Genomic DNA, 19,195 nt, shown 5'->3' with positions numbered 1-19,195 from the left:
CAAAGGGCAGGAGGTGCTACTTCACGAACGGATCGATCGTCCTGATCGTGCCGTCTGGGTTGTAGAACAATTCGGTCACCTTGACGTTGCGCAGGCGGGTGTTGCCCTTCGACAGCTGGCTGTCGGCGTAGAACAGCCACCAGCGGCCCTGATGCTCGACGATCGAGTGGTGCGACGTCCAGCCCTGCACGGGCAACAGGATGTGGCCCTGATAGGTGAAGGGGCCGTAGGGCGTGGTGCCCGTCGCGTAGTTCAGGAAATGCGTGTCGCCGGTCGAATAGGAGAAATAGTATTTCCCCTTGTACTTGTGCATCCACGACGCCTCGAAGAAGCGGCGATCATGGTCGCCGCCGAGCAACGGCTTGCCCGTCTTGTCGAGGATGACGACGTCGCGCGGCTTTTCCGCGAACTCGGTCATGCCCGGGGTGAGCATCGCGACCTTCGCGGTCAGCGCGGGCTTGTCGTCGGCGCCCAGATCGGTCTTCGAGCCATTGGGGTCATACACGCCCGTCGTATTGCGCTGGAGCTGGCCGCCCCAGATGCCGCCGAAATACATGTACGCCTTGCCATCGGTGTCGGTGAAGACGGCGGGGTCGATCGAGAAGCTGCCCTTGATCGGCTGCGGCAGCGCCTTGAACGGGCCGACCGGCGACTTCGAGGTGGCGACGCCGATCCGGAACGCGCCTGCCTTGTCCTTGGCGGGGAAGTACAGATAGTAAGTGCCGTTCTTGTACGCGGCATCGGGCGCCCACATCTGCTTGTCCGCCCAGGGGACGTCCTTCACGTCGAGCGCGACGGGGTGGACCGTCACCTTCGCACCGACCTTGTCCATGCTGAGGATGCGATAGTCGCGCATCTCGAAATGCGCGCCGAGATCGTCCTCGGGCGTCGGGCCGTCGATGTCGTGGCTGGGATAGACGTAGATGCGGCCGCCGAAGACGTGCGCGGACGGGTCCGCGGTGTAGATCTCCGTCACCAGCGGCTGCGAGAGGTAGCGGCGGCCGTCGGGCGCACGGGGCTCGGCTCTGGGCGTGGTCTGCGCGAGGAGCGGGGCGGCGCCGAGGAGCAGTGCGCAACCGGCCAGCAGGCCCGTGGAAAGCCGGGATACCATCATCGTCCTGCTCCTGTATGCGGGCCTTCTGATGAGGCCGTCCAATGCGTGCGGTAGCGCTAACACGAACGGGCCGACAGGTGCAAAGACTTTCCGTCGTCGACATGCCTGTCATCCCGGCGCAGGCCGGGATCCATCGTGCCGCAGGCGATGCCTTTCGATCGTCGGGCGAAGGCGCAGGGTGAGGCGTGGATCCCGGCCTTCACCGGGATGACAGGGGTTGGGGATGACGGCCGGTTGCGGCTGGTCAGTCCGCTCCGAAAACCCGTGCGAAGATCGTGTCGACGTGTTTCAGGTGATAGTCGAGATCGAATTTCGCCTCGATTTCCGCGACCGGCAAGGCGGCGGTGACCTCGGGATCGGCCTTGAGCAGCTCGAGCAGCGACAGCTCGCCGTCCGACTCCCAGACCTTCATCGCGTTGCGCTGGACGAGGCGGTAGGAATCCTCGCGGCTGACTCCGGCCTGCGTGAGCGCGAGGAGGACGCGCTGCGAATGGACGAGGCCGCCCATCTTGTTGAGGTTCTTCTCCATCCGCGCCGGGTAGACGACGAGCTTGTCCATCACGCCCGTCAGCCGCGCGAGCGCGAAATCGAGCGTGATCGTCGCATCGGGGCCGATGTAGCGCTCGACCGAGGAGTGCGAGATGTCGCGCTCGTGCCACAGTGCGACGTTCTCGAGCGCGGGGGTGACGTAGCCGCGGACCATGCGCGCGAGACCGGTCAGGTTCTCGGTCAGCACCGGGTTGCGCTTGTGCGGCATCGCCGACGAGCCCTTCTGGCCGGGGGCGAAATACTCCTCCGCCTCGAGCACTTCGGTGCGCTGGAGATGGCGGACCTCGGTCGCGAGGCGCTCGACCGAGCTGGCGATGACGCCGAGCGTGGCGAAGAACATCGCGTGGCGATCGCGCGGGATGACCTGCGTCGAGACGGGCTCGACGGTGAGCCCCATCTTCGCGGCGACATGCGCCTCGACCGCGGGATCGATATTGGCGAAGGTGCCGACCGCCCCCGAGATCGCGCAGGTGGCGACGTCCGCGCGCGCGGCGACGAGGCGCGCGCGGTTGCGATCGAACTCGGCATAGGCCTGCGCGAGCTTGAGGCCGAAGGTGACGGGTTCGGCGTGAATGCCGTGGCTGCGGCCGATCGTGGGGGTGAGCCTGTGCTCGAGCGCGCGGCGCTTGAGGACGGCGAGCAGCGCGTCGATGTCCGCGATCAGGATGTCGCTGGCGCGCGCGAGCTGGACCGCGAGCGCGGTGTCGAGCACGTCGGACGAGGTCATGCCCTGGTGCAGGAAACGCGCCTCCGGGCCGGTGCGTTCGGAGACGTGGGTGAGGAAGGCGATGACGTCGTGCTTCGTCTCCGCCTCGATCGCGTCGATGCGGGCGACGTCGAAATCGCCCGCCGCGGCATCCGCCTCCCAGATGCGTGCGGCGGCCTCCTTCGGAACGACGCCCAGTTCGGCCAGCGCATCCGTCGCGTGCGCCTCGATCTCGAACCAGATGCGGAAGCGCGCCTCGGGGGTCCACAGCGCGGCCATGGCGGGGCGGGAATATCGAGGGATCATCGCGAGGCATCCTTGGTGGCGACAGGGTGTCGCGGGCTTTGTGGCGACATTTTCGTCGCAGGCGAAACGGTTCGTCGCCGAATCGTGTCCGAACGAAGACGAGCCGGGCGGTAGCAGGGGTGAGCCGAACCTTCAAATCCAAGATCAGGAACCTATATCGACAGTCACGGGTTAAGCCTGTCAAGTTTCTTGCCGGCATCGCGTTCCTGATGTCGCGCTTCACACCAGAGATACCAACGGAGAGAAAACATGCTGAAATATGTTCTTCTTGCGACTGCAATGACCGTTTCTGCCCCGCTGCTTGCGCAGCAGGCTCAGACGGCGCCGCAGACAGCGCCAGCGCAGCCTTCGACCACCCCGGTCGAGCCATCGACTGCGGCACCGACGGATACGACTGTCGATCCGACGCCGCAGGCCGATTCGGCGGCACCAGCGACGACCGCGCAGGCCACGACCACGCAGCCGGCAACCCCGGCGGATCCGGCTGCACCCGCGCAGACCGCGAGCCAGCCGACCGCGGGCGGCGATCAGGTCGCACAGGTCGTGGAGAGCGAGTTCCCGACCTATGACAAGGATTCGAGCGGCTCGCTGAACAAGACCGAGTTCGCCTCGTGGATGGACAAGCTCAAGGCGAGTGATCCGGCCGCGCCGACCAAGGCGGCAGACGCGAAGAAGTGGAATAACGCGGCCTTCGCTCAGGCCGATTCCGACAAGTCGAAGTCGGTGACGAAGGACGAACTGACGACCTTCCTGAGCGCCGGCACCAAGGCGTCGTAACGACGCCGACCCCGTAACGGGTAGCGAGACGGCCGCGGGAGCGATCCCGCGGCCGTTTTCGTGTTCGGGCAATGCCGCTATTTTGTGTGGTAGAAGTCGTGCACCTGCTGCGCGACCGCTGCCGAGACGCCGGGGGCCTTCTGGAGATCCTCCAGGCTGGCGTTGCGCACCGCGCGGCCGGTGCCGAAGTGCATCAGCAGCGCCTTCTTTCGCGCGGGGCCAATGCCGGGGACGTCGTCGAGCGGGCTCGCGCCGATCGCCTTGGCACGCTTCGCCCGGTGAGCGCCGATCGCGAAACGGTGCACCTCGTCGCGAAGCCGCTGCAGGTAGAACAGCACCGGCGCGTTGACGGGCAACTGGAACTCGCGGCCGTCGAGCATGTGGAATACCTCTCGCCCGTCCCGACCATGGTGGGGGCCCTTGGCGATGCCTACGAGGCAGACGTCCTCGATCCCGAGATCTTCCAGGATCGTCTTCGCGGCATTGAGCTGGCCGCGGCCGCCGTCGATCAGGACCAGATCGGGCCATGTCTCGTCGTCGCGGTCGGGCGCTTCCTCGAGCTGGCGCGCGAAGCGGCGGCGGAACACCTCGCGCATCATCCCGAAATCGTCGTTCGTCGCGGCCTCGTTGCCCTTGATATTGAACTTGCGATACTGGCCCTTGCGGAATCCCTCCGGCCCCGCGACGACCATCGCCCCGAGTGCGTTGGTGCCCTGGATATGGCTGTTGTCGTAGACTTCGATCCGGTCGGGGGGCTCGGGCAGGTCAAACAGGTCGGCCACTTCGCGCAACAGTTTCGCCTGCGTCGTCGATTCGGCGAGGCGGCGTTCCAGCGCCTCGGTCGCGTTGCGCGTCGCCTGGTCGAGAAGGCGACGACGGGTGCCGCGCTGCGGGACCGACAGCTCGACCTTGCGGCCGGCCTGCTGCGCGAACGCCTCGGCGAGCAGCGCGGCCTCGGGCAGCTCGCGATCGACGAAGACGGTGCGCGCAGGCGGCACCTCCTCGTAGAACTGCATTAGGAATTGCGACAGGACCTCATCCTCCGGCACGTCGGCGGTGTGCTGCGGGAAGAAGCTGCGATGGCCCCAGTTCTGGCCGCCGCGGATGAAGAAGGCCTGGATGCCGATCACGCCCTCATGGCTGGCCATCGCGAAGATATCCGCATCGCCGACGCCTTCCGCATTGATGAACTGCGTGCCCTGGATGAAGGTGAGCGCCTTCAGCCGGTCGCGGATCACCGCTGCCAGCTCGAAGTCCATAGCCTCCGCCGCCGCCTCCATCTGCGCGCCGAGCTTGGCCTGGACGTCGGTCGCCTTGCCGGCGAGGAACTTCTTCGAATCGTCGACCAGCTCGGCATAGCCCGCGGCGTCGATCCGGTCGACGCAGGGCGCGGAGCAGCGCTTGATCTGGTAGAGCAGGCACGGGCGGTCGCGCGCCTTGAAGAAGCCATCGGTGCAGCTGCGGAGCAGAAACAGCTTCTGGAGTGCGTTGAGCGTGTTGTTGACGCTGCCCGCGCTGGCGAAGGGGCCGTAATAGTCGCCCTTGGCCCGCCTAGCGCCGCGATGCTTCTGGATGCGCGGGAACGCGTGATCGGCGCGGATCAGGATGAAGGGGAAGCTCTTGTCGTCGCGCAGCAGCACATTGTAGGCGGGGCGATAGCGCTTGATGAGCTGCGCCTCGAGCAGCAGCGCCTCCGCCTCGTTGTTGGTCGTGACGATCGTCATCGAGCGGGTCTGCGCGACCATCCGCTGGAGCCGGCGGGAGAGGCGTTCGACCTGGGTGTAGTTGCTCACGCGGTTCTTGAGCGCGCGCGCCTTGCCGACATAGAGGACGTCGCCCTTCGCGTCGTGCATCCGGTACACGCCGGGCTTGAGCGGAAGCGTCTGGACGACGTTGCGGATCGCGGCGACGCCTGCCTCCAGATCGGGCACGTCGCTGCCGCGGACGGTGTAGGTCGATTTCTCTTCGTTGAACCGGTCGGGGGTGTTGGGCGACGACATCGGGGCCGATGTAGGCGCGGGGGCATTTCGGGGCTAGGGCCGGATGACATCGGGTCGGCAGGAAGCCCGCTTTTCCGTTCGTTTCGAGCGGATAACATCGACGGCATCCGGCTTTTTGGCCTTAGGCGGTGGCAAAGACCTTCGTGCCGATCACGCCGATGATGGTCAGCGCCATGAAGGCGCCCTGCGCAGGCGGTACGCGCTCGCCGAACAAAATGACGCCGCCGACGATCACGCCCACCGCGCCGAGCCCGCTCCAAATCGCATAAGCGGTGCCGGCGGGAAGCCCGCGCATCGCGAGCGCGAGCATGCCCATCGTCGCGAAGCTGAGGACGATCGGAACCGCGGACGCCTGCCATGTGCCGATCGTGGTCGCCCATTTGAGGCTGAGCGCCCAGCAGATCTCGGTCAGGACGGCGGCGGCGAGGATCAGCCAGGGCATTGGGTGTGCTCTCTTTGGTTCGGTGTCGTATCCACCCGACGGCAGGGATCGAGGCTCGGCGCGTTGCGCCGAATGCGCTGTCGCGCATGTTCTTGTTGGGGGGCTGGGCCCCGGCCTTCGCCGGGGTACGAAGGGGAATACCGGGCAGAAACGAAAGCGGCCGCGGTCGCCTTTCAGCGATCGCGGCCGTTCCTGAAACGCTTCGATCTCAGTTCGGGCGGCCAAGCCCCGCGATCGTGCGGTCGATCAGGGCGCGGTCGGCGTCGGCGCCGTGGCGCTGGCCGATCAACGTCGCGGCGGCGGCGGCGGCGGCCTGTGCGGTCCTGGCGCGGACCTCGGCGATCGCGGCGCGCTCGGCGGCGGCGATCTTGTCCTCGGCCATCTTGCCGCGACGCTCGACGAGTTCGGCGGCGTCGACATGCGCCTGCGCGACGATCGCCTCGGCCTCGGCCTGCGCGTGCGTGGCCATGTCGGCGGCGCTCTTCTCGGCGTCCGCGATCTTGCGGGCATATTCGTCGCGCAGCGCTTCGGCTTCGGCACGGAGCGCCTTCGCCTCGTCGAGCTGACGGCGGATGCCTGCGATCTGGCGATCGAGACCGCCGACGATCGCCTTCACGCCGCCCTTCCAGATGACGATCGCGAGGAACACGATCATCGCGATCGACACCCAGACGGTGCCGTTAAGCACGCCGAACAGCGCGGGATCGGCATGGTTGGTCTCGCCGACGCCGCCCGCGGCGGTGGTCAGCGCGTGACCGCCCTCATGCGGGACGCCCTCGAGCTTGTCGGCGTTGGCGAGGTTGTGCGCCACGTCGGCGGAGCCGGGAGCGACCGCGGTCAGGATAGAGAGATCAGCCATGCGCCATCGCCGCCTGGACGGCGCTCCTTGCGTCTTCGGTCGAAACCTGGGTGCCGGAGACGCGTGCGACGATCTCCTGCGTCGCTTCGGCGGCGACCGTCTCGATCTCGCCGAGCGCGCGGGTGGTCGCCTCGCGGATCGCGGCCTCGCCCGCGGCGATCTTCGCCGACTGCTCGGCATTGGCGGCGGCGAGCGTCGCCTCGGACGCCTTGGTCGCACGCGCGCGCGCTTCTGCGACGAGCGCCTGCGCGTTCTCGCGGTTGGTCTGGTCGCGGAGGCGCCAGGCCTCCTCGGCCGTGTCCGCCGCGTCGCGCGCGCGGCTGGCCGCGGCGAGATCGGCGGCGATCGACTGATCGCGCGAGTCTATCGTCTTCTGCACCTTGGGCATCATGCCCCGGCCGACGACGAGGAAGACGATGCCGAACGTCAGCAGCAGCCAGAAGATCTGGGATGCGTACGTCGCGGCGAGCTGGGAAATCTGAGGCATCTTTGTCCCCGAACCTCGCGCCGCCCGCCCCAGACCGTTACAGGAACGGAACCGGGGCGGGCGGGCAAGGGGTGTCGTGGTTACGCGACGAAGATCAGGATCATCGCGACGACGAAGGCCAGCAGGCCCAGAAGCTCGGCGGCGGCGAAGCCGATGAACAGGCGGCCCTGCTGGCCGTCCGCGGCGCCCGGATTGCGGAGCGCGCCTTCGAGGAACGAGCCGAACACGTTACCCACGCCGATCGCGGCCATGCCCGCGCCGATCGCTGCCAGGCCGGCGCCGACGAGCTTTGCTGCTTCTGCGTCCATTATCGTAACTCCCTAGTTCAAATCGTTGGAAATGTTGAGAAAACTTAGTGCAAATTGACCGCGTCGTTGATGTACAGCGAGGTCAACAGCGCGAAGACATAGGCCTGGATCCCGGCCACCAGCAGCTCGAGCGCGGAGATGCCGATCATCAGGATGAAGCTGGGGCCGCCGACGAGTACGCCGGTCAGCGCGCCGGCGTGGCCGGCGTTGATGACGAACCCGGCAAGCACCTTGAGCAAGACGTGCCCCGCGGTCATCGCGACAAACAGTCGCAGGCCGAGCGAGAAGGGGCGGACCATGAACGATACCAGCTCGATCACCGGGATCAGCCACATCAGCCACAGCGGCGTACCATGCGGCACGAACAGCGAGAAGAAGTGGAAGCCGTGACGCCAGAAGCCGACGACCAGCACGATCGAGAACGACATGATCGCGAGCACGCCGGTGATCGTGAAGTGGCTGGTGAAGGTGAACGGATGGACGCCGAAGATGCCGAGCGGCAGCAGGCCCAGGATGTTGGCGAACAGGATGAACATGAACAGCGAGAAGACGTAGGGGACGTAGCGCTTGCCCTCCGGCCCCACATTCGCGCTGAGCATGTTGTCGATGAAGCGGACCATGCTCTCGACCATCATCTGGCCGCGATTGGGGATCAGCTTCCCCTTGGTGCCCATCGCCATGAACGCGATCAGCGCGACGACGGTCACCACCATCCACGCCGCCGAATTGGTGAAGGCGATCTGATGCCCACCGATGGTGAAGCCGTCCCAGATCGTCTGCACCTCGAACTGGTGCATCGGATCGATCTTGCCGCCGCCTGCCGCCACTGTTCATCAACCCCTGGAAAGACCGTGTTCGAAGGTCTTCGAAACACGCCATTTTGACAAACGCCCGAATCACTTCGGGCGTTGAGAAATCCGTATGATGTTCCTGAACGCGACGATGATCCCGAGGAACAGCATCACGAGCAGGGCCCAGGGGGACGTGCCGGCGAATCGGTCGATGACCCAGCCGATCAGCGCGCCGCCCACCATGCCGCCGATGAGTTCGGCAAGAACGCGGTTGCCGAGACGATAGCCGTCGTCGGTTCCCGCCTTGCCCGCTCCCGTGCGGTTCGCCTCGTCGCTGTGTGCGGCTTTCAGTCGCGCATCAAGCGACGTCAGGCGTGCATCCTCGCCGAGGGTGTCTGGTCCAGGCTCGTTTCCGGCCATCTTCGCGCTCTCCCAGCCGTAAGGCGGGCAAGCGCAACGATTGCCAAGTGGCGAGCCCGCCAAGGCACCGGCCGTTTAGGAACAGGGGTGGGGGGTGTCAACCGTCGTGACGGGCGGGCAGTTCGCTAGCTTGCACACAGCCCCCCGCCGTTCGTGCTGAGCTTTTGGAAGCACCGTACTTCTTCATGCTAGGCTTCAAGAAAGGCAGCACTTCGACAAGCTCAGTGCAAACGGGTCAATATCTGGCGCCCAGACACTAAACGCAGCGCGGATCGCGGTCCGGCGTGCCGGCGGTCCGGGTCTTCCAGACGCCGTCGGGGCCTTTGTACTTCTCTCCCGCAGCGGTCTGCGCGATCAGGTTGCAGCCGCTGGTGAACGCCATCTGCTCGACGGTCGCGCCGCTGGCCTGCGCCTTTTGCGTGTAAGCGGACTTGCGCTGGATGTTGATGTTGCTGACCAGCGCGCGCAGGTCCGCGGAGCCCGCGCCGACGATGCCGAGATAGCCATCCGGCTGCTCGCCGACCTGCCCCGAGGAGCGCGCGGCGGCGTAGGCGGGATCGCGCTGCGCATAGCCGGCGGCGGACAGGCTCCCGATCAGCGCGGCTCCGGCGATCATCATCACGACCCTGGTCGTCTTGGCGGTCTTCATGGCTTAGAAAATCCCCGGATTCTGCTGGATCAGCGACTTGGCGTCGCCGTCGAGGCGATAGACCACTTCCTGCGTGACGTTGATGTTCAGGTTGATCTGGATCGGCTTGTCGGGCGCGGTGATGTTGATGCATCCCGCGAGCGTCCCCGCCAGCACGATCGCCGTCGTCCATCTCATCCGCGCCAAGGTCGTGGCTGCTGTCCTCTTCGTCAATCCTGTTACGGTCATGGCACGGTCTCGCTTGCGGGAGGCTGAACGGGAGGGGCGGGCTGGCCCGCGCGCCGCTGTTGCTCGCGCAGCAGCGGCTGGAGGTTGCGCTGGATGAGCAGCGTCGGGTCGTAGAAGGAGCGCGCCGAATCGAGGAGCCCGCGGAAGGGCGCACGGATCGTGACGTTGAACACGAAGGGCAGCCGCTGGAGCCGGCGGACCAGGAAGTTGGATTTCGCGCCCGCGCCCTGGTTGATCCCGGCGAAGCGGACGCCCGTCACCATCTCGCCCGCGAGCGGCCCGTTCATCTCGATGCCGAGGCTGCGATAGCGCAGAGACTTGAGCGCCTGGAATGCGAGATTGCCCCAGATGCCGAGGTCTTTTTGCGTCAGGTCGCCGACATAGGCGAGCGTGCCGCCGCCGTCCCGGACGGTGAGCGTGCCGCCCTCGATCCGCCCGCCGCTCTCGTCGAACAGCATCGGGAGGACGCCATCGAAGGTGCCGGTGGCGGTGAGATTGTCGAAATCGAACTGTTGCAGGAACTTGCCGGCGTCCATGCCCTCGACGCGGAAGGTCATGCGGCGGACCTTGGGGGAAGAGAAGTCGAGCAGCGTCGGGTCGAGCGTCAGCGCGCCGCCCGCGAACGGCCAGCGTCCGCCGTTCACCAGGACGCGGGCGCCGGCATAGGTCTGGTAGACGATGCGGCCGTCGCTGACCGGGATGCCCGGGTTGAGCGTACGGATCGTCGCGACCTGCGCGGGCGCGCTTTCCAGCGCAAGGAGATCGGTGAACGCGATCTCGCCCGCGATGCCGGTGACCGGGCCGAACGCTGCGGCGAGATCGGTGCCCGCCGTCGCGAACCGGCCGGTGCTGGTGACGCCCCGCGGCGTCCAGTCGATCCGGCCGCGGCCGTGGACCTCGCCCTTCACGTCGGCGATCACGCCGAAGGTGACGGGGGTGAGCGCATCGGGTTGGAGCGTGTCGTCGAAGGTGATGCCGGGGACGACGAGGTCGGCCGAGCCGGTGCCCGTCGACAGGCGGTGCGCGATCGCGATGTCGGCGACCTTGCGGGTGCTTTTGGGCTCGACCAGCGTGCCGGTCGCGGCGATCTGGCCGTTCTCGAGCGTGAGCGCGACGTCGCGCGCGGCGAGCGAACGGAAGCGCGGGGCATCGGTCTGCGCGTCGGACACGCCGAGCGTGCCGGTGAGCGCCAGCCGGCCATCGACGAAGCCCCATGTGCCGGTCGCGTCTGCGAGGAGGAGAGGCACCGCGCCGATCCGGCCGGCGGCGTTCGCGAAGGTTCCCGTCATGCCGGCAGCGTCGAGCCGCCCGGCGAGGGTCGTGACATCGAGGCGGGTCTGGCGGTCTTCGGGGCCCAGACGGACGGCGAGGCCCTCGATCGTGAAGCCGCGCGCGCCCAGCCTCAGCGTCGCACCGGTGGCGGCGAGCGTGACCGGGCTGCCGCCAAGCGTCCCCGCCATCCGGGGCGCGGCGATGCGCGTGCCGCCGGCGATCGTGCCGTTCGCGAGCCGGACGAGTGCGCCGTCGACCGGGCAGAGGGCGAGACGGGTGTCGCGCAGGTCGAGCCCCGAGATCGCGAGGCGGTCGAACGCCAGCGGGGCGCAGGCCGGGTTGATCGTGAGGGCACCGCCGCGTGCGAGCCGGGCGTCGATCGGGAGCGACAGGGCGTCGACGCGGCCGTCGCCGAGAGGGCCGGAAAGTGTCGCGGTCGTCACGATCCGGGTCGTCGCGCCATCGCCGATCGTGAAGCGGACGGGGGTCAGCGCAAGGCGCGCACCGTTTGCTGCGTAGGGGTCCACGATCGCGGTGCCGCTGAGCGGCGCGCCGGAGCGGGGTTGGGTCAGCGTGACGCGCGCGCTCGGGAGACCGCCGCCTCCGAGCGTGGCGGTCGTATCGAGGCGGAGGCCATCGTCGGCGAGCGTCAGGCCGGTGCCGCCAGCGAGTGCCGCCCTGGCGCCGCTGGTCGAGGCCAGCGTCGCGCGCGGGATCGTGAGCGTTCCGGCCTGCCACGCGAGGTCGGCATCGAAACCGAACCGGCGAGCGGCGGTGGCCAGCGCCGTGGTGGCGCGGGCTGCGAGCGGGGCGATCGGGGTGCCGACGCCGGTGTCGCGCAGTCGGGCGGCATAGGCTGCGAGCGTGGGAGTGGTCGCGCCGGTCGCGCGGACATGGCCGGCGAAGGCGGTCTGCTTGCCGATCCGGTAGTCGCCGGCGATCGCGACGCGGTCGGCATGGCCCTGCGCGGCGCGGGCTTCGCTGGCGCTGAGATTGACGCTACCCCGCGTGTCGCCGGTCGATCCAGCGAAGGTCAGCGTGCCGGCGAGCGCGCGTGCGCTGGCCGCGGCGGTGCGCGCGCGCGAGATGCCGAGGCGGGCGGAGCCGCGCCACCGGTCGAGCGCTTCCCCGAGCGTCGCGTCGATCGTCGCGGTGGCGTCCGCGAGCGTCGTCCCGCCGCACCGGGCAGTGTTGACGTGAAGCGGTCCGGCGAGCGTGGGGCGCTTCGCGTCGATCGCGATTCGCAGCGTCGCGGTGGTGCCCGACAGCGTGCAGCCGCCTGCCGCGAGTGTCGGCGCGACCGCGGCGAGGCGGCCGCGAAAGCCGCCGTCGAGCTTGCCGTTGCCGGCCAGCTTGATGCCGACGATGCCGGCCGGGGTCTCGAGCCGGATCCGCGCATCCGCGACCGACGCGAACAGCGCGGGGAGCGCGAAGGGCTTGCCCGAGGGCGGCGGGAGCAGCCGGTCGATCGCGCCCAGCGATACGCGCCCGTCGATCAGTCGCGCGCGCAGGCGGACATGACCGGCACGGACCCCTGCGAGCGAGGCGCCCGACAGGCCGAGATCGGTCTGCGTCTCGACCCAGTCCGCGACCACATCGGGGTCCTTCGGGTCGCCCAGCACGACGTTCGTCAGCCGCTGCCGGCCGAAGCCCAGGTCCGCGACGGTGTAGCGCGCGGCGACGCCCCTCGCGGCCAGTTCGCGATCGATGAACCCGGTCGCGATCGGGACGCGGGCCAGCCAGGTGCCGACGAGCGCCGCCGCGCCGAGCCCGCCGAACGCGATCGCGACGCGCCGCCGCGCGCTGCGGCGGCGGGAGGAGGGGGCTGCCCCGTCGGTGTCTGGCGCCGCGCTCACCGCGCCGTCCTAACCGCGGCGACCGCATCGTGGCAATTGCGCAACGCCCGGCGATGCGGTTAGCGTCGCGCGCATCATGGCCGACAGCGACCCGCCCGCCGACCACGGCAACCACGGCCACCGCGCGCGGTTGCGCGGGCGGCTGCTGGACGGCGGGGGCGACGCGCTGCTCGATCACGAGCTGATCGAGTATCTGCTGATGCTGGCGATCCCGCGAAAGGATACCAAGCCGCTCGCCAAGGCGCTGCTGAAGGAGTTTGGGGGGATCGGCGGCCTGCTGACCGCAGATGCCGAAGCGCTGCGGCGCGTCGACGGGATGGGCGAAACCTCGGCCGCGGCGATCCGCATCGCGCACGCCGCGGCGATCCGGCTGCTCAAGAGCCAGGTGGCGGAGCGTCCGGTGCTGGCGAACTGGCAGGCGCTGGCGGACTATCTGCGTGCGGACATGGCGCACCATGCGATCGAGCGGTTCCGGGTGCTCCACCTCAATACCCGCAACATGCTCGTGCGCGACGAGGTGATGAGCCAGGGATCGATCGACCAGGCGAGCGTCCATGTCCGCGAGGTGATCCGGCGCGCGATCGACATCGGATCGGCGGCGATCATTCTGGTCCACAACCATCCCTCTGGCGATCCGTCGCCGAGCCATGCCGATATCGAGGTAACGCGCTCGATCATCGAGGCGGGCAAGCGGCTGGGGATCGCGGTGCACGATCATATCATCGTGGGGCTGAACGGGCAGGTGAGTTTGCGGGCGAAGGGGTTGATCTAGGTCCGATCGGCATTCCGCCTGGTACGCTATCATGTTCGTCACCCCGGAACAGGTCCGGGGTGACGGTTTTGGCGAGCGGCGCCGGCAATAATAACTGAATGCCGATTGGACCTAGGGTGGGCAGGAGCCTCCGTATTCCGGCAGGCGCCGGGATCCAGTCTCGGCGCGATGCGCCGATCACGCTACCGCGCGAGTCTTTGATCGGGGCTGGGCCCCGGCCTGCACCGGGATACGGTCGGTAGTGAAGCCGTGGGCGTTACCCGAATCTTCACCGGCGCTGGCTTATCCGCGAAGCATGCCGGCCGTGTTCCTGACCATCGATACCGAGTTCGCCTGGCGGCACCATGCCGCGGGGCATGATCGTGCGACGATCCATGCGCTGTCGCTCGAGCCAGCGGGCGTCGGGCTCGCGTGGCAACTCGACGTGCTCGCGCGGCATGGACTGAAGGCGACGTTCTTCGTCGATCCGATGCCCGCGCTCGTCTATGGGCTGGAGCCGTTCAAGCGCATCGTGGGCGCGATCCTCGACGCCGGACAGGAGGTGCAGCTCCACCTCCATCCCAACTGGACGGGGGCGGTCGCGGGGGATCGTGGGGCGTCCCATGCGCGATTCGAGATGATCGAATATTCCCGAAGCGAGCAGCGCGACCTGATCGAGGGCGCGACCGGTTTGCTGGTCGCGGCGGGCGCGCCCGCGCCGGTCGCGTTCCGGGCGGGGAGCTATGCCGCCAACGACGACACGCTCGCGGCGCTGGCGTCGCTGGGGTTCGCGTATGACAGCAGCCATAACGGGGCGGAGCATCCCTGGCCGAGCGGGGTCGGGCTGCCGCCGCGGCAAATCGCGCCGGTCGCGCACCATGGCGTCGTCGAGGTGCCGGTGACGGTGATCGAGGACCAGCCCGGAAACCTGCGCACCTTCCAGATCTGCGCGCTGTCGGCGGGCGAGATGCGCGCGGCGATCGAGCACGCGATCGCGTTCGATCATGTCGCGACGACGATCGTCGGGCACAGCTTCGAGCTGGCGAACCGATTGGGGACGCGCGCGAACGGCGTCCATGTCCGCCGGTTCGAGGCGCTGGCGGCGATGCTCGAGGTGATGCGCGACGTCGCGCCGACGACGCATTTCGCGGACGCGCCCGTACTGGCGCTCGACCGCGACGACGCGCCGCTGGCGCCGAGTGCGCTGCGGTTGCGATGGCGGCAGGCGGAACAGCTCTGGTCCAACCTGGTCGAGGAACGCGCGGCGTGACGGCTGTTGCGCTGAAGTTCCAGATCGGCGCGCGGACGCTGGCGGCGATCCCGAAGCGGCTCAACAGGGTCGGGTTTTCGCTGGCGGATGCGCTGGCGGGCAGGGCACCAGCGTTGCCGCCGCTGGGGGCGGCGGACGACGGACATCTGGTGACGTCGCTGCCCGAGGGCATCGCGCTCGACTGGAGCGGGATCGTGTTCGAGCGGCAGCGCTACACGCGGTGGTTCGTCGATCTGGCGGCGGGGGAGGCGGCGTGGCTGGCGGGACTGTCCGGGCAGGCGCGGTCGGGGTTGAAGCGCAAGGCGAAGAGGCTGGCGCAGGCGGATGGCGGTACGCTCGACGTGCGGCGTTACCGGACCGCGGGGGAGTTGGCCGCGTTCCATCCGCTGGCGCGCGCGGTGTCGGCGACGACGTATCAGGAGCGGCTGATGCAGTCCGGCCTGCCCGGCGATGCGGGGTTCGTGCGGCATATGGTGGCGCTGGCGGGCGAGGACCGGGTGCGGGCGTGGCTGTTGTGCCTCGCCGGCGTGCCGATCGCGTATCTGTGGTGCTCGGCGGACGGCGACACGCTGCGCTACGATTATGTCGGGCATGATCCGGCGCACGCCGTGCTGTCGCCGGGATCGGTGCTGATGGGCGTCGCGCTTGCAGACCTGTTTGGCGACCGGTTCGCGAAGTTCGACTTCACCGAGGGCGAGGGGCAGCACAAGCGCGGGCTGGCATCGAACGGGGTCGCGTGTCGCGATGTGCTGCTGCTGCGCGCGACGATGGCGAACCGCGCGACGGTGGCGGCGTTGCGCGGATTCGACGGCGCGATGCGGGTGGCGAAACGGTGGGCGGCTTCGCCTGCGCTGTCGGCGTTGGCGAAGCGGGTGCGGCGGGCGTAGCGGGCGCTATCCGATGCCGAGATCGGCCGGGCCGAACGCGGCGGGCAACAGCTCCGACAGGCGATAGCTGGCGATCGCGTCCCCCTCCGCCGCGCCGCAATGCACCGGCAGGTCACGACCGCCCATCTGCGCGGCTTCGTTGATGACCTGCCGGCAGCGGCCGCACGGGCTGACCGGGGTGAGCCCCGTTGCGCGGCCGGCGGCGTTCATCGCGCCGCCGATGACGCCGATCGCGACGATCTCGCGCAGGCGGCCCTGCGCGCTGGCGGTGGCGATCGCGACCGTTTCCGCGCACAGCGACAGGCCGTAGCTGGCATTCTCGACATTGGCGCCGGTGACGATCGAACCGTCCGTCATCAGCAGCGCGGCGCCGACCGCGAAGCGCGAATAGGGGGCGTGCGCATGCAGCGCGGCCTCTCGCGCGGCGGCGATCAGGCGGGCGGCGGTATCGACCGCTGTATCGGTCCCGGTATCAGTCATGGTGCGGCAACGTCCCAGTTCACGGGTCCTTCGATCCCTTCGATCCGGCGCATGTCGCTGGCCTGCCACATCCGCCATCCCCGCGCGGTGTAATCGGGCGGGAAGACGTTGCCGATCGCCCAGATCGATCGCGGCAGCGCCTCGCCGAGGCGATAGTCGCGTTCCACACCGCGCGAAACCTTGACGAGCATCGGCTTGCCCAGATGCGTCTCGACCCCGGTGAGGAAGCGCTTGAGCTCGCCGACCAGTACCTCGCGGTCGGGGCGGGCGTCGCAATCGGGCTGGTAGGCGACGAGGACGGCGGCGGGCAGCGCGGCGGGATCCCTGGGGACGATCGTGTTGAACGCATCGGCTTGGTCGGTCGCGAGGCGGCACAGCGAGTAGACGTGGATCGCGCCGCGGCGGAGCCCGGCCGCCTCGATCTCACGCCAGTTGGCCTCGAACCGCTGGTCGCGCCCGCTGGCGCCGTGCGTCGCGACCGCATAGGCGAAATCGGCGCCCGCGCCCGCAACGGTGTTCCAGTCGACCGCGCCGTTCGCCTCCGACACGTCGATGCCCTGGACCGGGTAGGTCTTCGTCGCCGGATGCCAGCGGATCGCGGCGATCCATGCCGCGGCGACCGCGACGATGACGACGATCAGGATGACGAGCGCGCGCCCGAGGCCCCACATCGCGCGTCAGGCCTTGATGTGAAGCACGCAGATCAGCGTGAACAGCCGGCGTGCGGTGTCGAAATCGATGTCGATCTTGCCCTCCAGCCGCTCCTTGAGCAGCGTGGCGGCATCGTTGTGAACGCCGCGGCGGGCCATGTCGACGGTCTCGATCTGCGCGGGCGTCGACTGGCGGATCGCCTGGTAATAGCTGTCGCAGATCGCGAAATAGTCGCGGATCGGGCGGCGGAAGCGTCCGAGGCCGAGCACGTAGGTTTCGAGATCGGAGCCATCCTCGCGCCGGATCATGATCGCGAGGCGGCCTTCCTCGACCGACAGCGCGATCCGGTAGGGGCCGGCATAGCCGTCGGCATGGTCGCGCTGCGGCGCGAAATGATTGCCTTCGATCAGGTCGAAGATCGCGATCCGGCGTTCCTGCTCGATGTCCGCGGAGCGCCACAGGATGGTGCGCTCGTCGAGCTCGACATCGATGATCCGCGGATCGGCCATTCCTTGCCGATAGCGTCAAGCCGGGCGCGTGTCACTTGTCCGACGTACGCACTTATCCACGGCATTCTCGCTGCACCGTTGTTGGAGCCGCGGGGCAGGCGGGGTAATGGCACGCCCATGGCAACGCTCGCATTCCCCGCCCCGGCCTCCCCCCCCGAGGCGGTCCAGCTACCGCGCAACGTCGAGGCGGAGGCCGCGATGCTGGGCGCGATGATGATCGACAACCGGCTGGCCGACGACATCGTCGACCGGCTGGAACCCGATCATTTCTACGAACCCGTCCACGGCCGCGTGTTCGCCGCGATCAAGACGCTGCGCTCCAACGACATGCTCGCGACCCCGGTGACGCTGCGCCCGATGTTCGAGGCGGACGAGGGGATGCGCGAGCTGGGCGGGCCGGCGTATCTGGCGGGGCTGACAGGCTCCGGCGCGGGCCTGATCGGCGCGCGGCAGTTCGCCACGCAGATCTATGATCTCGCGATGCTGCGCGCGCTGGTGAGCGTGGGGCGGACGCTGGTGGAGCGCGCGGTCGATACGTCCGAGGAGGTCAACCCGCGCGCGCAGATCGAGCTGGCGGAGGAGGAGCTGTTCCGCGTCGCGGGTGACGGCGGCGCGGAGAATTCGGTCAAGTCGTTCGCGCAGGCGACGACCGCGGCGGTGCGGATGGCGGAGCGCGCGCTCAATTCCGGCGGCAATTTGTCGGGCGTGACGACCGGGATCGACAGCATCAACGCCAAGATCGGCGGCATGCATCATTCGGACCTGATGATCCTGGCGGGTCGTCCGGGCATGGGCAAGACGTCGCTCGCCACCAACATCGCGTTCAACGCCGCGCGACGCTGGATGCAGGACATGCGCGACGGGATCGCGCCGAAGGATTCGGTGGGCGCGAAGGTGGCGTTCTTCAGCCTGGAAATGTCCGCGGACCAGCTGGCGACGCGTATCCTTGCGGAACAGTCGGGCATCTCGTCCGAGAGCCTGCGCATGGGCAAGATCAGCCGTGCCGAGTTCGGGCAGCTCGCCGCCGCCGCGGCGGAGCTGGAGAGCCTGCCGCTGTTCATCGACGATACCGGCGGGCTTTCGATCGGTGCGCTGCACACGCGCGTGCGGCGGCTCCAGCGGCGGCACAATAACGAGATCGGGCTGGTGGTGGTCGACTATCTCCAGCTGCTGACGGGCTCGGGCAAGAGCAAGGACGGCAACCGCGTGCAGGAAATCTCCGAGATCAGCCGCGGATTGAAGACGCTGGCCAAGGATCTCGACGTGCCGGTGCTGGCGCTGTCGCAGCTGAGCCGCGCGGTGGAGACGCGCGAGGACAAGACGCCGATGCTGTCGGACCTGCGCGAATCGGGATCGATCGAGCAGGACGCGGACATGGTGTGGTTCGTGTACCGCGAGGATTACTACGTCGCGGCGAAGGAGCCCAAGCGCCCGACCGAGGGCGACAGCGCGAAGATCCATGAGGACCACGCATTGTGGATGACCGAGATGGAGCGGTGCTTCGGGCTGGCCGAGCTGATCGTGGCGAAGCAACGGCACGGTGCCACGGGCAAGGTGCGGATGAAGTTCGATCCGACGATCACGAAGTTCAGCGACTACGCGGGGTATTGAGATGCGGGTTATGACACGGGGTTCGGCGAAGGTGCGCGTCATGGGCGCGATTCTCACGATCGGCACGATCGGTTGCGGGGGATGCGTGGAGGCGACGAAGCGAAGCGCGGTCGCGACCGCCGAGAAGGAATGCCGCAAGGACGGCGGCACGTTCGTGATGACGGGCGAGCCGCAGGTCCGGGGCGGGCTGATGGGCAACGTGGTGGTACGCGGCCAGTGCCACCAGCCGGGCGATCCGGGATATGTGGCGCCGAAACCCGGCGGCTGAGAAC

At 68.4% G+C, this 19,195-nt stretch carries 21 protein-coding genes; 6 read left to right on the top strand and 15 right to left on the bottom strand.

Translation table 11 applies throughout. The features are described from left to right. Positions 1 to 16: 16 nt before the first annotated feature. Together ACV7NO_RS12300 and purB are read right to left on the bottom strand one after the other, a co-directional pair. Positions 17 to 1,111: a glycoside hydrolase family 43 protein gene (locus ACV7NO_RS12300; protein WP_463407336.1), complete on the bottom strand. Its 1,095-nt coding sequence runs from the start codon at positions 1,109 to 1,111 to the stop codon at positions 17 to 19. A 247-nt stretch (positions 1,112 to 1,358) separates the two neighbouring features. After that, on the bottom strand, positions 1,359 to 2,675 hold the full coding sequence (purB, locus tag ACV7NO_RS12295) for an adenylosuccinate lyase (protein WP_463406276.1): 1,317 nt from the start codon (positions 2,673 to 2,675) through the stop codon (positions 1,359 to 1,361). A 249-nt stretch (positions 2,676 to 2,924) separates the two neighbouring features. On the opposite strand from purB, the gene ACV7NO_RS12290 reads away from it, so the two are divergent. Then, positions 2,925 to 3,452 (top strand): EF-hand domain-containing protein, encoded by a 528-nt coding sequence (locus ACV7NO_RS12290; RefSeq protein WP_463406275.1) that lies wholly within the window; start codon positions 2,925 to 2,927, stop codon positions 3,450 to 3,452. Between the two features lie 77 nt (positions 3,453 to 3,529). Here ACV7NO_RS12290 and uvrC read toward each other — a convergent pair whose 3' ends face one another. From uvrC to ACV7NO_RS12240, 10 genes are all read right to left on the bottom strand, one after another. Beyond that, positions 3,530 to 5,452: an excinuclease ABC subunit UvrC gene (gene uvrC / locus ACV7NO_RS12285; RefSeq protein WP_463406274.1), complete on the bottom strand. Its 1,923-nt coding sequence runs from the start codon at positions 5,450 to 5,452 to the stop codon at positions 3,530 to 3,532. A 121-nt stretch (positions 5,453 to 5,573) separates the two neighbouring features. Beyond that, the gene (locus ACV7NO_RS12280; protein WP_463406273.1) at positions 5,574 to 5,894 is read right to left on the bottom strand and encodes a DMT family transporter; all 321 of its coding nucleotides are present in this window, start codon (positions 5,892 to 5,894) and stop codon (positions 5,574 to 5,576) included. A gap of 208 nt (positions 5,895 to 6,102) precedes the next feature. Then, complete coding sequence (locus ACV7NO_RS12275; RefSeq protein WP_463406272.1) at positions 6,103 to 6,753, bottom strand: F0F1 ATP synthase subunit B family protein; 651 nt, start codon at positions 6,751 to 6,753, stop codon at positions 6,103 to 6,105. Next, positions 6,746 to 7,240, bottom strand: a complete 495-nt coding sequence (locus tag ACV7NO_RS12270) for a F0F1 ATP synthase subunit B family protein (RefSeq protein WP_463406271.1) — start codon at positions 7,238 to 7,240, stop codon at positions 6,746 to 6,748. Before ACV7NO_RS12270 ends, ACV7NO_RS12275 begins: the two co-directional genes overlap by 8 nt. Before the next feature lie 80 nt (positions 7,241 to 7,320). Next, positions 7,321 to 7,548 (bottom strand): F0F1 ATP synthase subunit C, encoded by a 228-nt coding sequence (locus tag ACV7NO_RS12265; RefSeq protein WP_055984318.1) that lies wholly within the window; start codon positions 7,546 to 7,548, stop codon positions 7,321 to 7,323. Positions 7,549 to 7,592: 44 nt separating this feature from the next. Then, on the bottom strand, positions 7,593 to 8,375 hold the full coding sequence (locus ACV7NO_RS12260) for a F0F1 ATP synthase subunit A (protein ID WP_463406270.1): 783 nt from the start codon (positions 8,373 to 8,375) through the stop codon (positions 7,593 to 7,595). Positions 8,376 to 8,444: 69 nt separating this feature from the next. Beyond that, positions 8,445 to 8,759: an AtpZ/AtpI family protein gene (locus ACV7NO_RS12255; RefSeq protein WP_463406269.1), complete on the bottom strand. Its 315-nt coding sequence runs from the start codon at positions 8,757 to 8,759 to the stop codon at positions 8,445 to 8,447. A 256-nt stretch (positions 8,760 to 9,015) separates the two neighbouring features. Beyond that, positions 9,016 to 9,378 carry a YdbL family probable chaperone protein gene (locus tag ACV7NO_RS12250; RefSeq protein WP_463407335.1) on the bottom strand — a complete coding sequence of 121 codons (363 nt, stop codon included), beginning with the start codon at positions 9,376 to 9,378 and terminating at the stop codon, positions 9,016 to 9,018. Between the two features lie 33 nt (positions 9,379 to 9,411). Further along, positions 9,412 to 9,585, bottom strand: a complete 174-nt coding sequence (locus tag ACV7NO_RS12245) for a YnbE family lipoprotein (RefSeq protein WP_463406268.1) — start codon at positions 9,583 to 9,585, stop codon at positions 9,412 to 9,414. 47 nt (positions 9,586 to 9,632) lie between these two features. After that, the gene (locus ACV7NO_RS12240) at positions 9,633 to 12,764 is read right to left on the bottom strand and encodes an intermembrane phospholipid transport YdbH family protein (RefSeq protein WP_463406267.1); all 3,132 of its coding nucleotides are present in this window, start codon (positions 12,762 to 12,764) and stop codon (positions 9,633 to 9,635) included. Between the two features lie 76 nt (positions 12,765 to 12,840). Between ACV7NO_RS12240 and radC the strand changes: the two genes are divergently transcribed. From radC to ACV7NO_RS12225, 3 genes are all read left to right on the top strand, one after another. Further along, the gene (gene radC, locus ACV7NO_RS12235) at positions 12,841 to 13,536 is read left to right on the top strand and encodes a RadC family protein (RefSeq protein ID WP_463406266.1); all 696 of its coding nucleotides are present in this window, start codon (positions 12,841 to 12,843) and stop codon (positions 13,534 to 13,536) included. Between the two features lie 295 nt (positions 13,537 to 13,831). Continuing rightward, positions 13,832 to 14,785 (top strand): polysaccharide deacetylase family protein, encoded by a 954-nt coding sequence (locus ACV7NO_RS12230; protein WP_463406265.1) that lies wholly within the window; start codon positions 13,832 to 13,834, stop codon positions 14,783 to 14,785. Next, positions 14,782 to 15,672 carry a GNAT family N-acetyltransferase gene (locus ACV7NO_RS12225; RefSeq protein WP_463406264.1) on the top strand — a complete coding sequence of 297 codons (891 nt, stop codon included), beginning with the start codon at positions 14,782 to 14,784 and terminating at the stop codon, positions 15,670 to 15,672. Before ACV7NO_RS12230 ends, ACV7NO_RS12225 begins: the two co-directional genes overlap by 4 nt. Before the next feature lie 6 nt (positions 15,673 to 15,678). On the opposite strand, the gene ACV7NO_RS12220 is transcribed toward ACV7NO_RS12225, so the two are convergent. Genes ACV7NO_RS12220 through ACV7NO_RS12210 form a run of 3 tightly spaced genes read right to left on the bottom strand, consistent with a single transcriptional unit; the run spans position 15,679 to position 17,312 of the window. Further along, positions 15,679 to 16,152 carry a cytidine deaminase gene (locus tag ACV7NO_RS12220; RefSeq protein ID WP_463406263.1) on the bottom strand — a complete coding sequence of 158 codons (474 nt, stop codon included), beginning with the start codon at positions 16,150 to 16,152 and terminating at the stop codon, positions 15,679 to 15,681. Beyond that, positions 16,149 to 16,823, bottom strand: a complete 675-nt coding sequence (locus ACV7NO_RS12215) for a glycoside hydrolase family 25 protein (protein WP_463406262.1) — start codon at positions 16,821 to 16,823, stop codon at positions 16,149 to 16,151. Before ACV7NO_RS12215 ends, ACV7NO_RS12220 begins: the two co-directional genes overlap by 4 nt. 6 nt (positions 16,824 to 16,829) lie before the next feature. Then, positions 16,830 to 17,312, bottom strand: coding sequence for a UPF0262 family protein (locus ACV7NO_RS12210; RefSeq protein WP_463406261.1), 483 nt, complete (start codon positions 17,310 to 17,312; stop codon positions 16,830 to 16,832). A 117-nt stretch (positions 17,313 to 17,429) separates the two neighbouring features. Here ACV7NO_RS12210 and ACV7NO_RS12205 point away from each other — a divergent pair, with 117 nt between their 5' ends. Both ACV7NO_RS12205 and ACV7NO_RS12200 read left to right on the top strand, forming a co-directional pair. Beyond that, positions 17,430 to 18,923: a replicative DNA helicase gene (locus ACV7NO_RS12205; protein WP_463406260.1), complete on the top strand. Its 1,494-nt coding sequence runs from the start codon at positions 17,430 to 17,432 to the stop codon at positions 18,921 to 18,923. A gap of 40 nt (positions 18,924 to 18,963) precedes the next feature. Continuing rightward, positions 18,964 to 19,191, top strand: coding sequence for a hypothetical protein (locus ACV7NO_RS12200; protein WP_463406259.1), 228 nt, complete (start codon positions 18,964 to 18,966; stop codon positions 19,189 to 19,191). The last annotated feature ends 4 nt before the right edge of the window (positions 19,192 to 19,195 follow it).

Source organism: Sphingomonas sp. Ell38C01 (assembly GCF_055231975.1).
The sequence above is the reverse complement of the archived record's forward strand: the minus strand, read 5'-3'. Positions and strand labels throughout refer to the sequence as shown.

Excerpts from the sequence above, each read along its gene's own strand:
- ACV7NO_RS12300 (WP_463407336.1), bottom strand. The coding sequence starts at position 1,111 with ATGGTATCCCGGCTTTCCACGGGCCTGCTGGCCGGTTGCGCACTGCTC.
- purB (WP_463406276.1), bottom strand. The coding sequence starts at position 2,675 with ATGATCCCTCGATATTCCCGCCCCGCCATGGCCGCGCTGTGGACCCCC.
- ACV7NO_RS12290 (WP_463406275.1), top strand. The coding sequence starts at position 2,925 with ATGCTGAAATATGTTCTTCTTGCGACTGCAATGACCGTTTCTGCCCCG.
- uvrC (WP_463406274.1), bottom strand. The coding sequence starts at position 5,452 with ATGTCGTCGCCCAACACCCCCGACCGGTTCAACGAAGAGAAATCGACC.
- ACV7NO_RS12280 (WP_463406273.1), bottom strand. The coding sequence starts at position 5,894 with ATGCCCTGGCTGATCCTCGCCGCCGCCGTCCTGACCGAGATCTGCTGG.
- ACV7NO_RS12275 (WP_463406272.1), bottom strand. The coding sequence starts at position 6,753 with ATGGCTGATCTCTCTATCCTGACCGCGGTCGCTCCCGGCTCCGCCGAC.
- ACV7NO_RS12270 (WP_463406271.1), bottom strand. The coding sequence starts at position 7,240 with ATGCCTCAGATTTCCCAGCTCGCCGCGACGTACGCATCCCAGATCTTC.
- ACV7NO_RS12265 (WP_055984318.1), bottom strand. The coding sequence starts at position 7,548 with ATGGACGCAGAAGCAGCAAAGCTCGTCGGCGCCGGCCTGGCAGCGATC.
- ACV7NO_RS12255 (WP_463406269.1), bottom strand. The coding sequence starts at position 8,759 with ATGGCCGGAAACGAGCCTGGACCAGACACCCTCGGCGAGGATGCACGC.
- ACV7NO_RS12250 (WP_463407335.1), bottom strand. The coding sequence starts at position 9,378 with ATGATGATCGCCGGAGCCGCGCTGATCGGGAGCCTGTCCGCCGCCGGC.
- ACV7NO_RS12245 (WP_463406268.1), bottom strand. The coding sequence starts at position 9,585 with ATGAGATGGACGACGGCGATCGTGCTGGCGGGGACGCTCGCGGGATGC.
- radC (WP_463406266.1), top strand. The coding sequence starts at position 12,841 with ATGGCCGACAGCGACCCGCCCGCCGACCACGGCAACCACGGCCACCGC.
- ACV7NO_RS12230 (WP_463406265.1), top strand. The coding sequence starts at position 13,832 with ATGCCGGCCGTGTTCCTGACCATCGATACCGAGTTCGCCTGGCGGCAC.
- ACV7NO_RS12220 (WP_463406263.1), bottom strand. The coding sequence starts at position 16,152 with ATGACTGATACCGGGACCGATACAGCGGTCGATACCGCCGCCCGCCTG.
- ACV7NO_RS12215 (WP_463406262.1), bottom strand. The coding sequence starts at position 16,823 with ATGTGGGGCCTCGGGCGCGCGCTCGTCATCCTGATCGTCGTCATCGTC.
- ACV7NO_RS12210 (WP_463406261.1), bottom strand. The coding sequence starts at position 17,312 with ATGGCCGATCCGCGGATCATCGATGTCGAGCTCGACGAGCGCACCATC.
- ACV7NO_RS12205 (WP_463406260.1), top strand. The coding sequence starts at position 17,430 with ATGGCAACGCTCGCATTCCCCGCCCCGGCCTCCCCCCCCGAGGCGGTC.
- ACV7NO_RS12200 (WP_463406259.1), top strand. The coding sequence starts at position 18,964 with ATGGGCGCGATTCTCACGATCGGCACGATCGGTTGCGGGGGATGCGTG.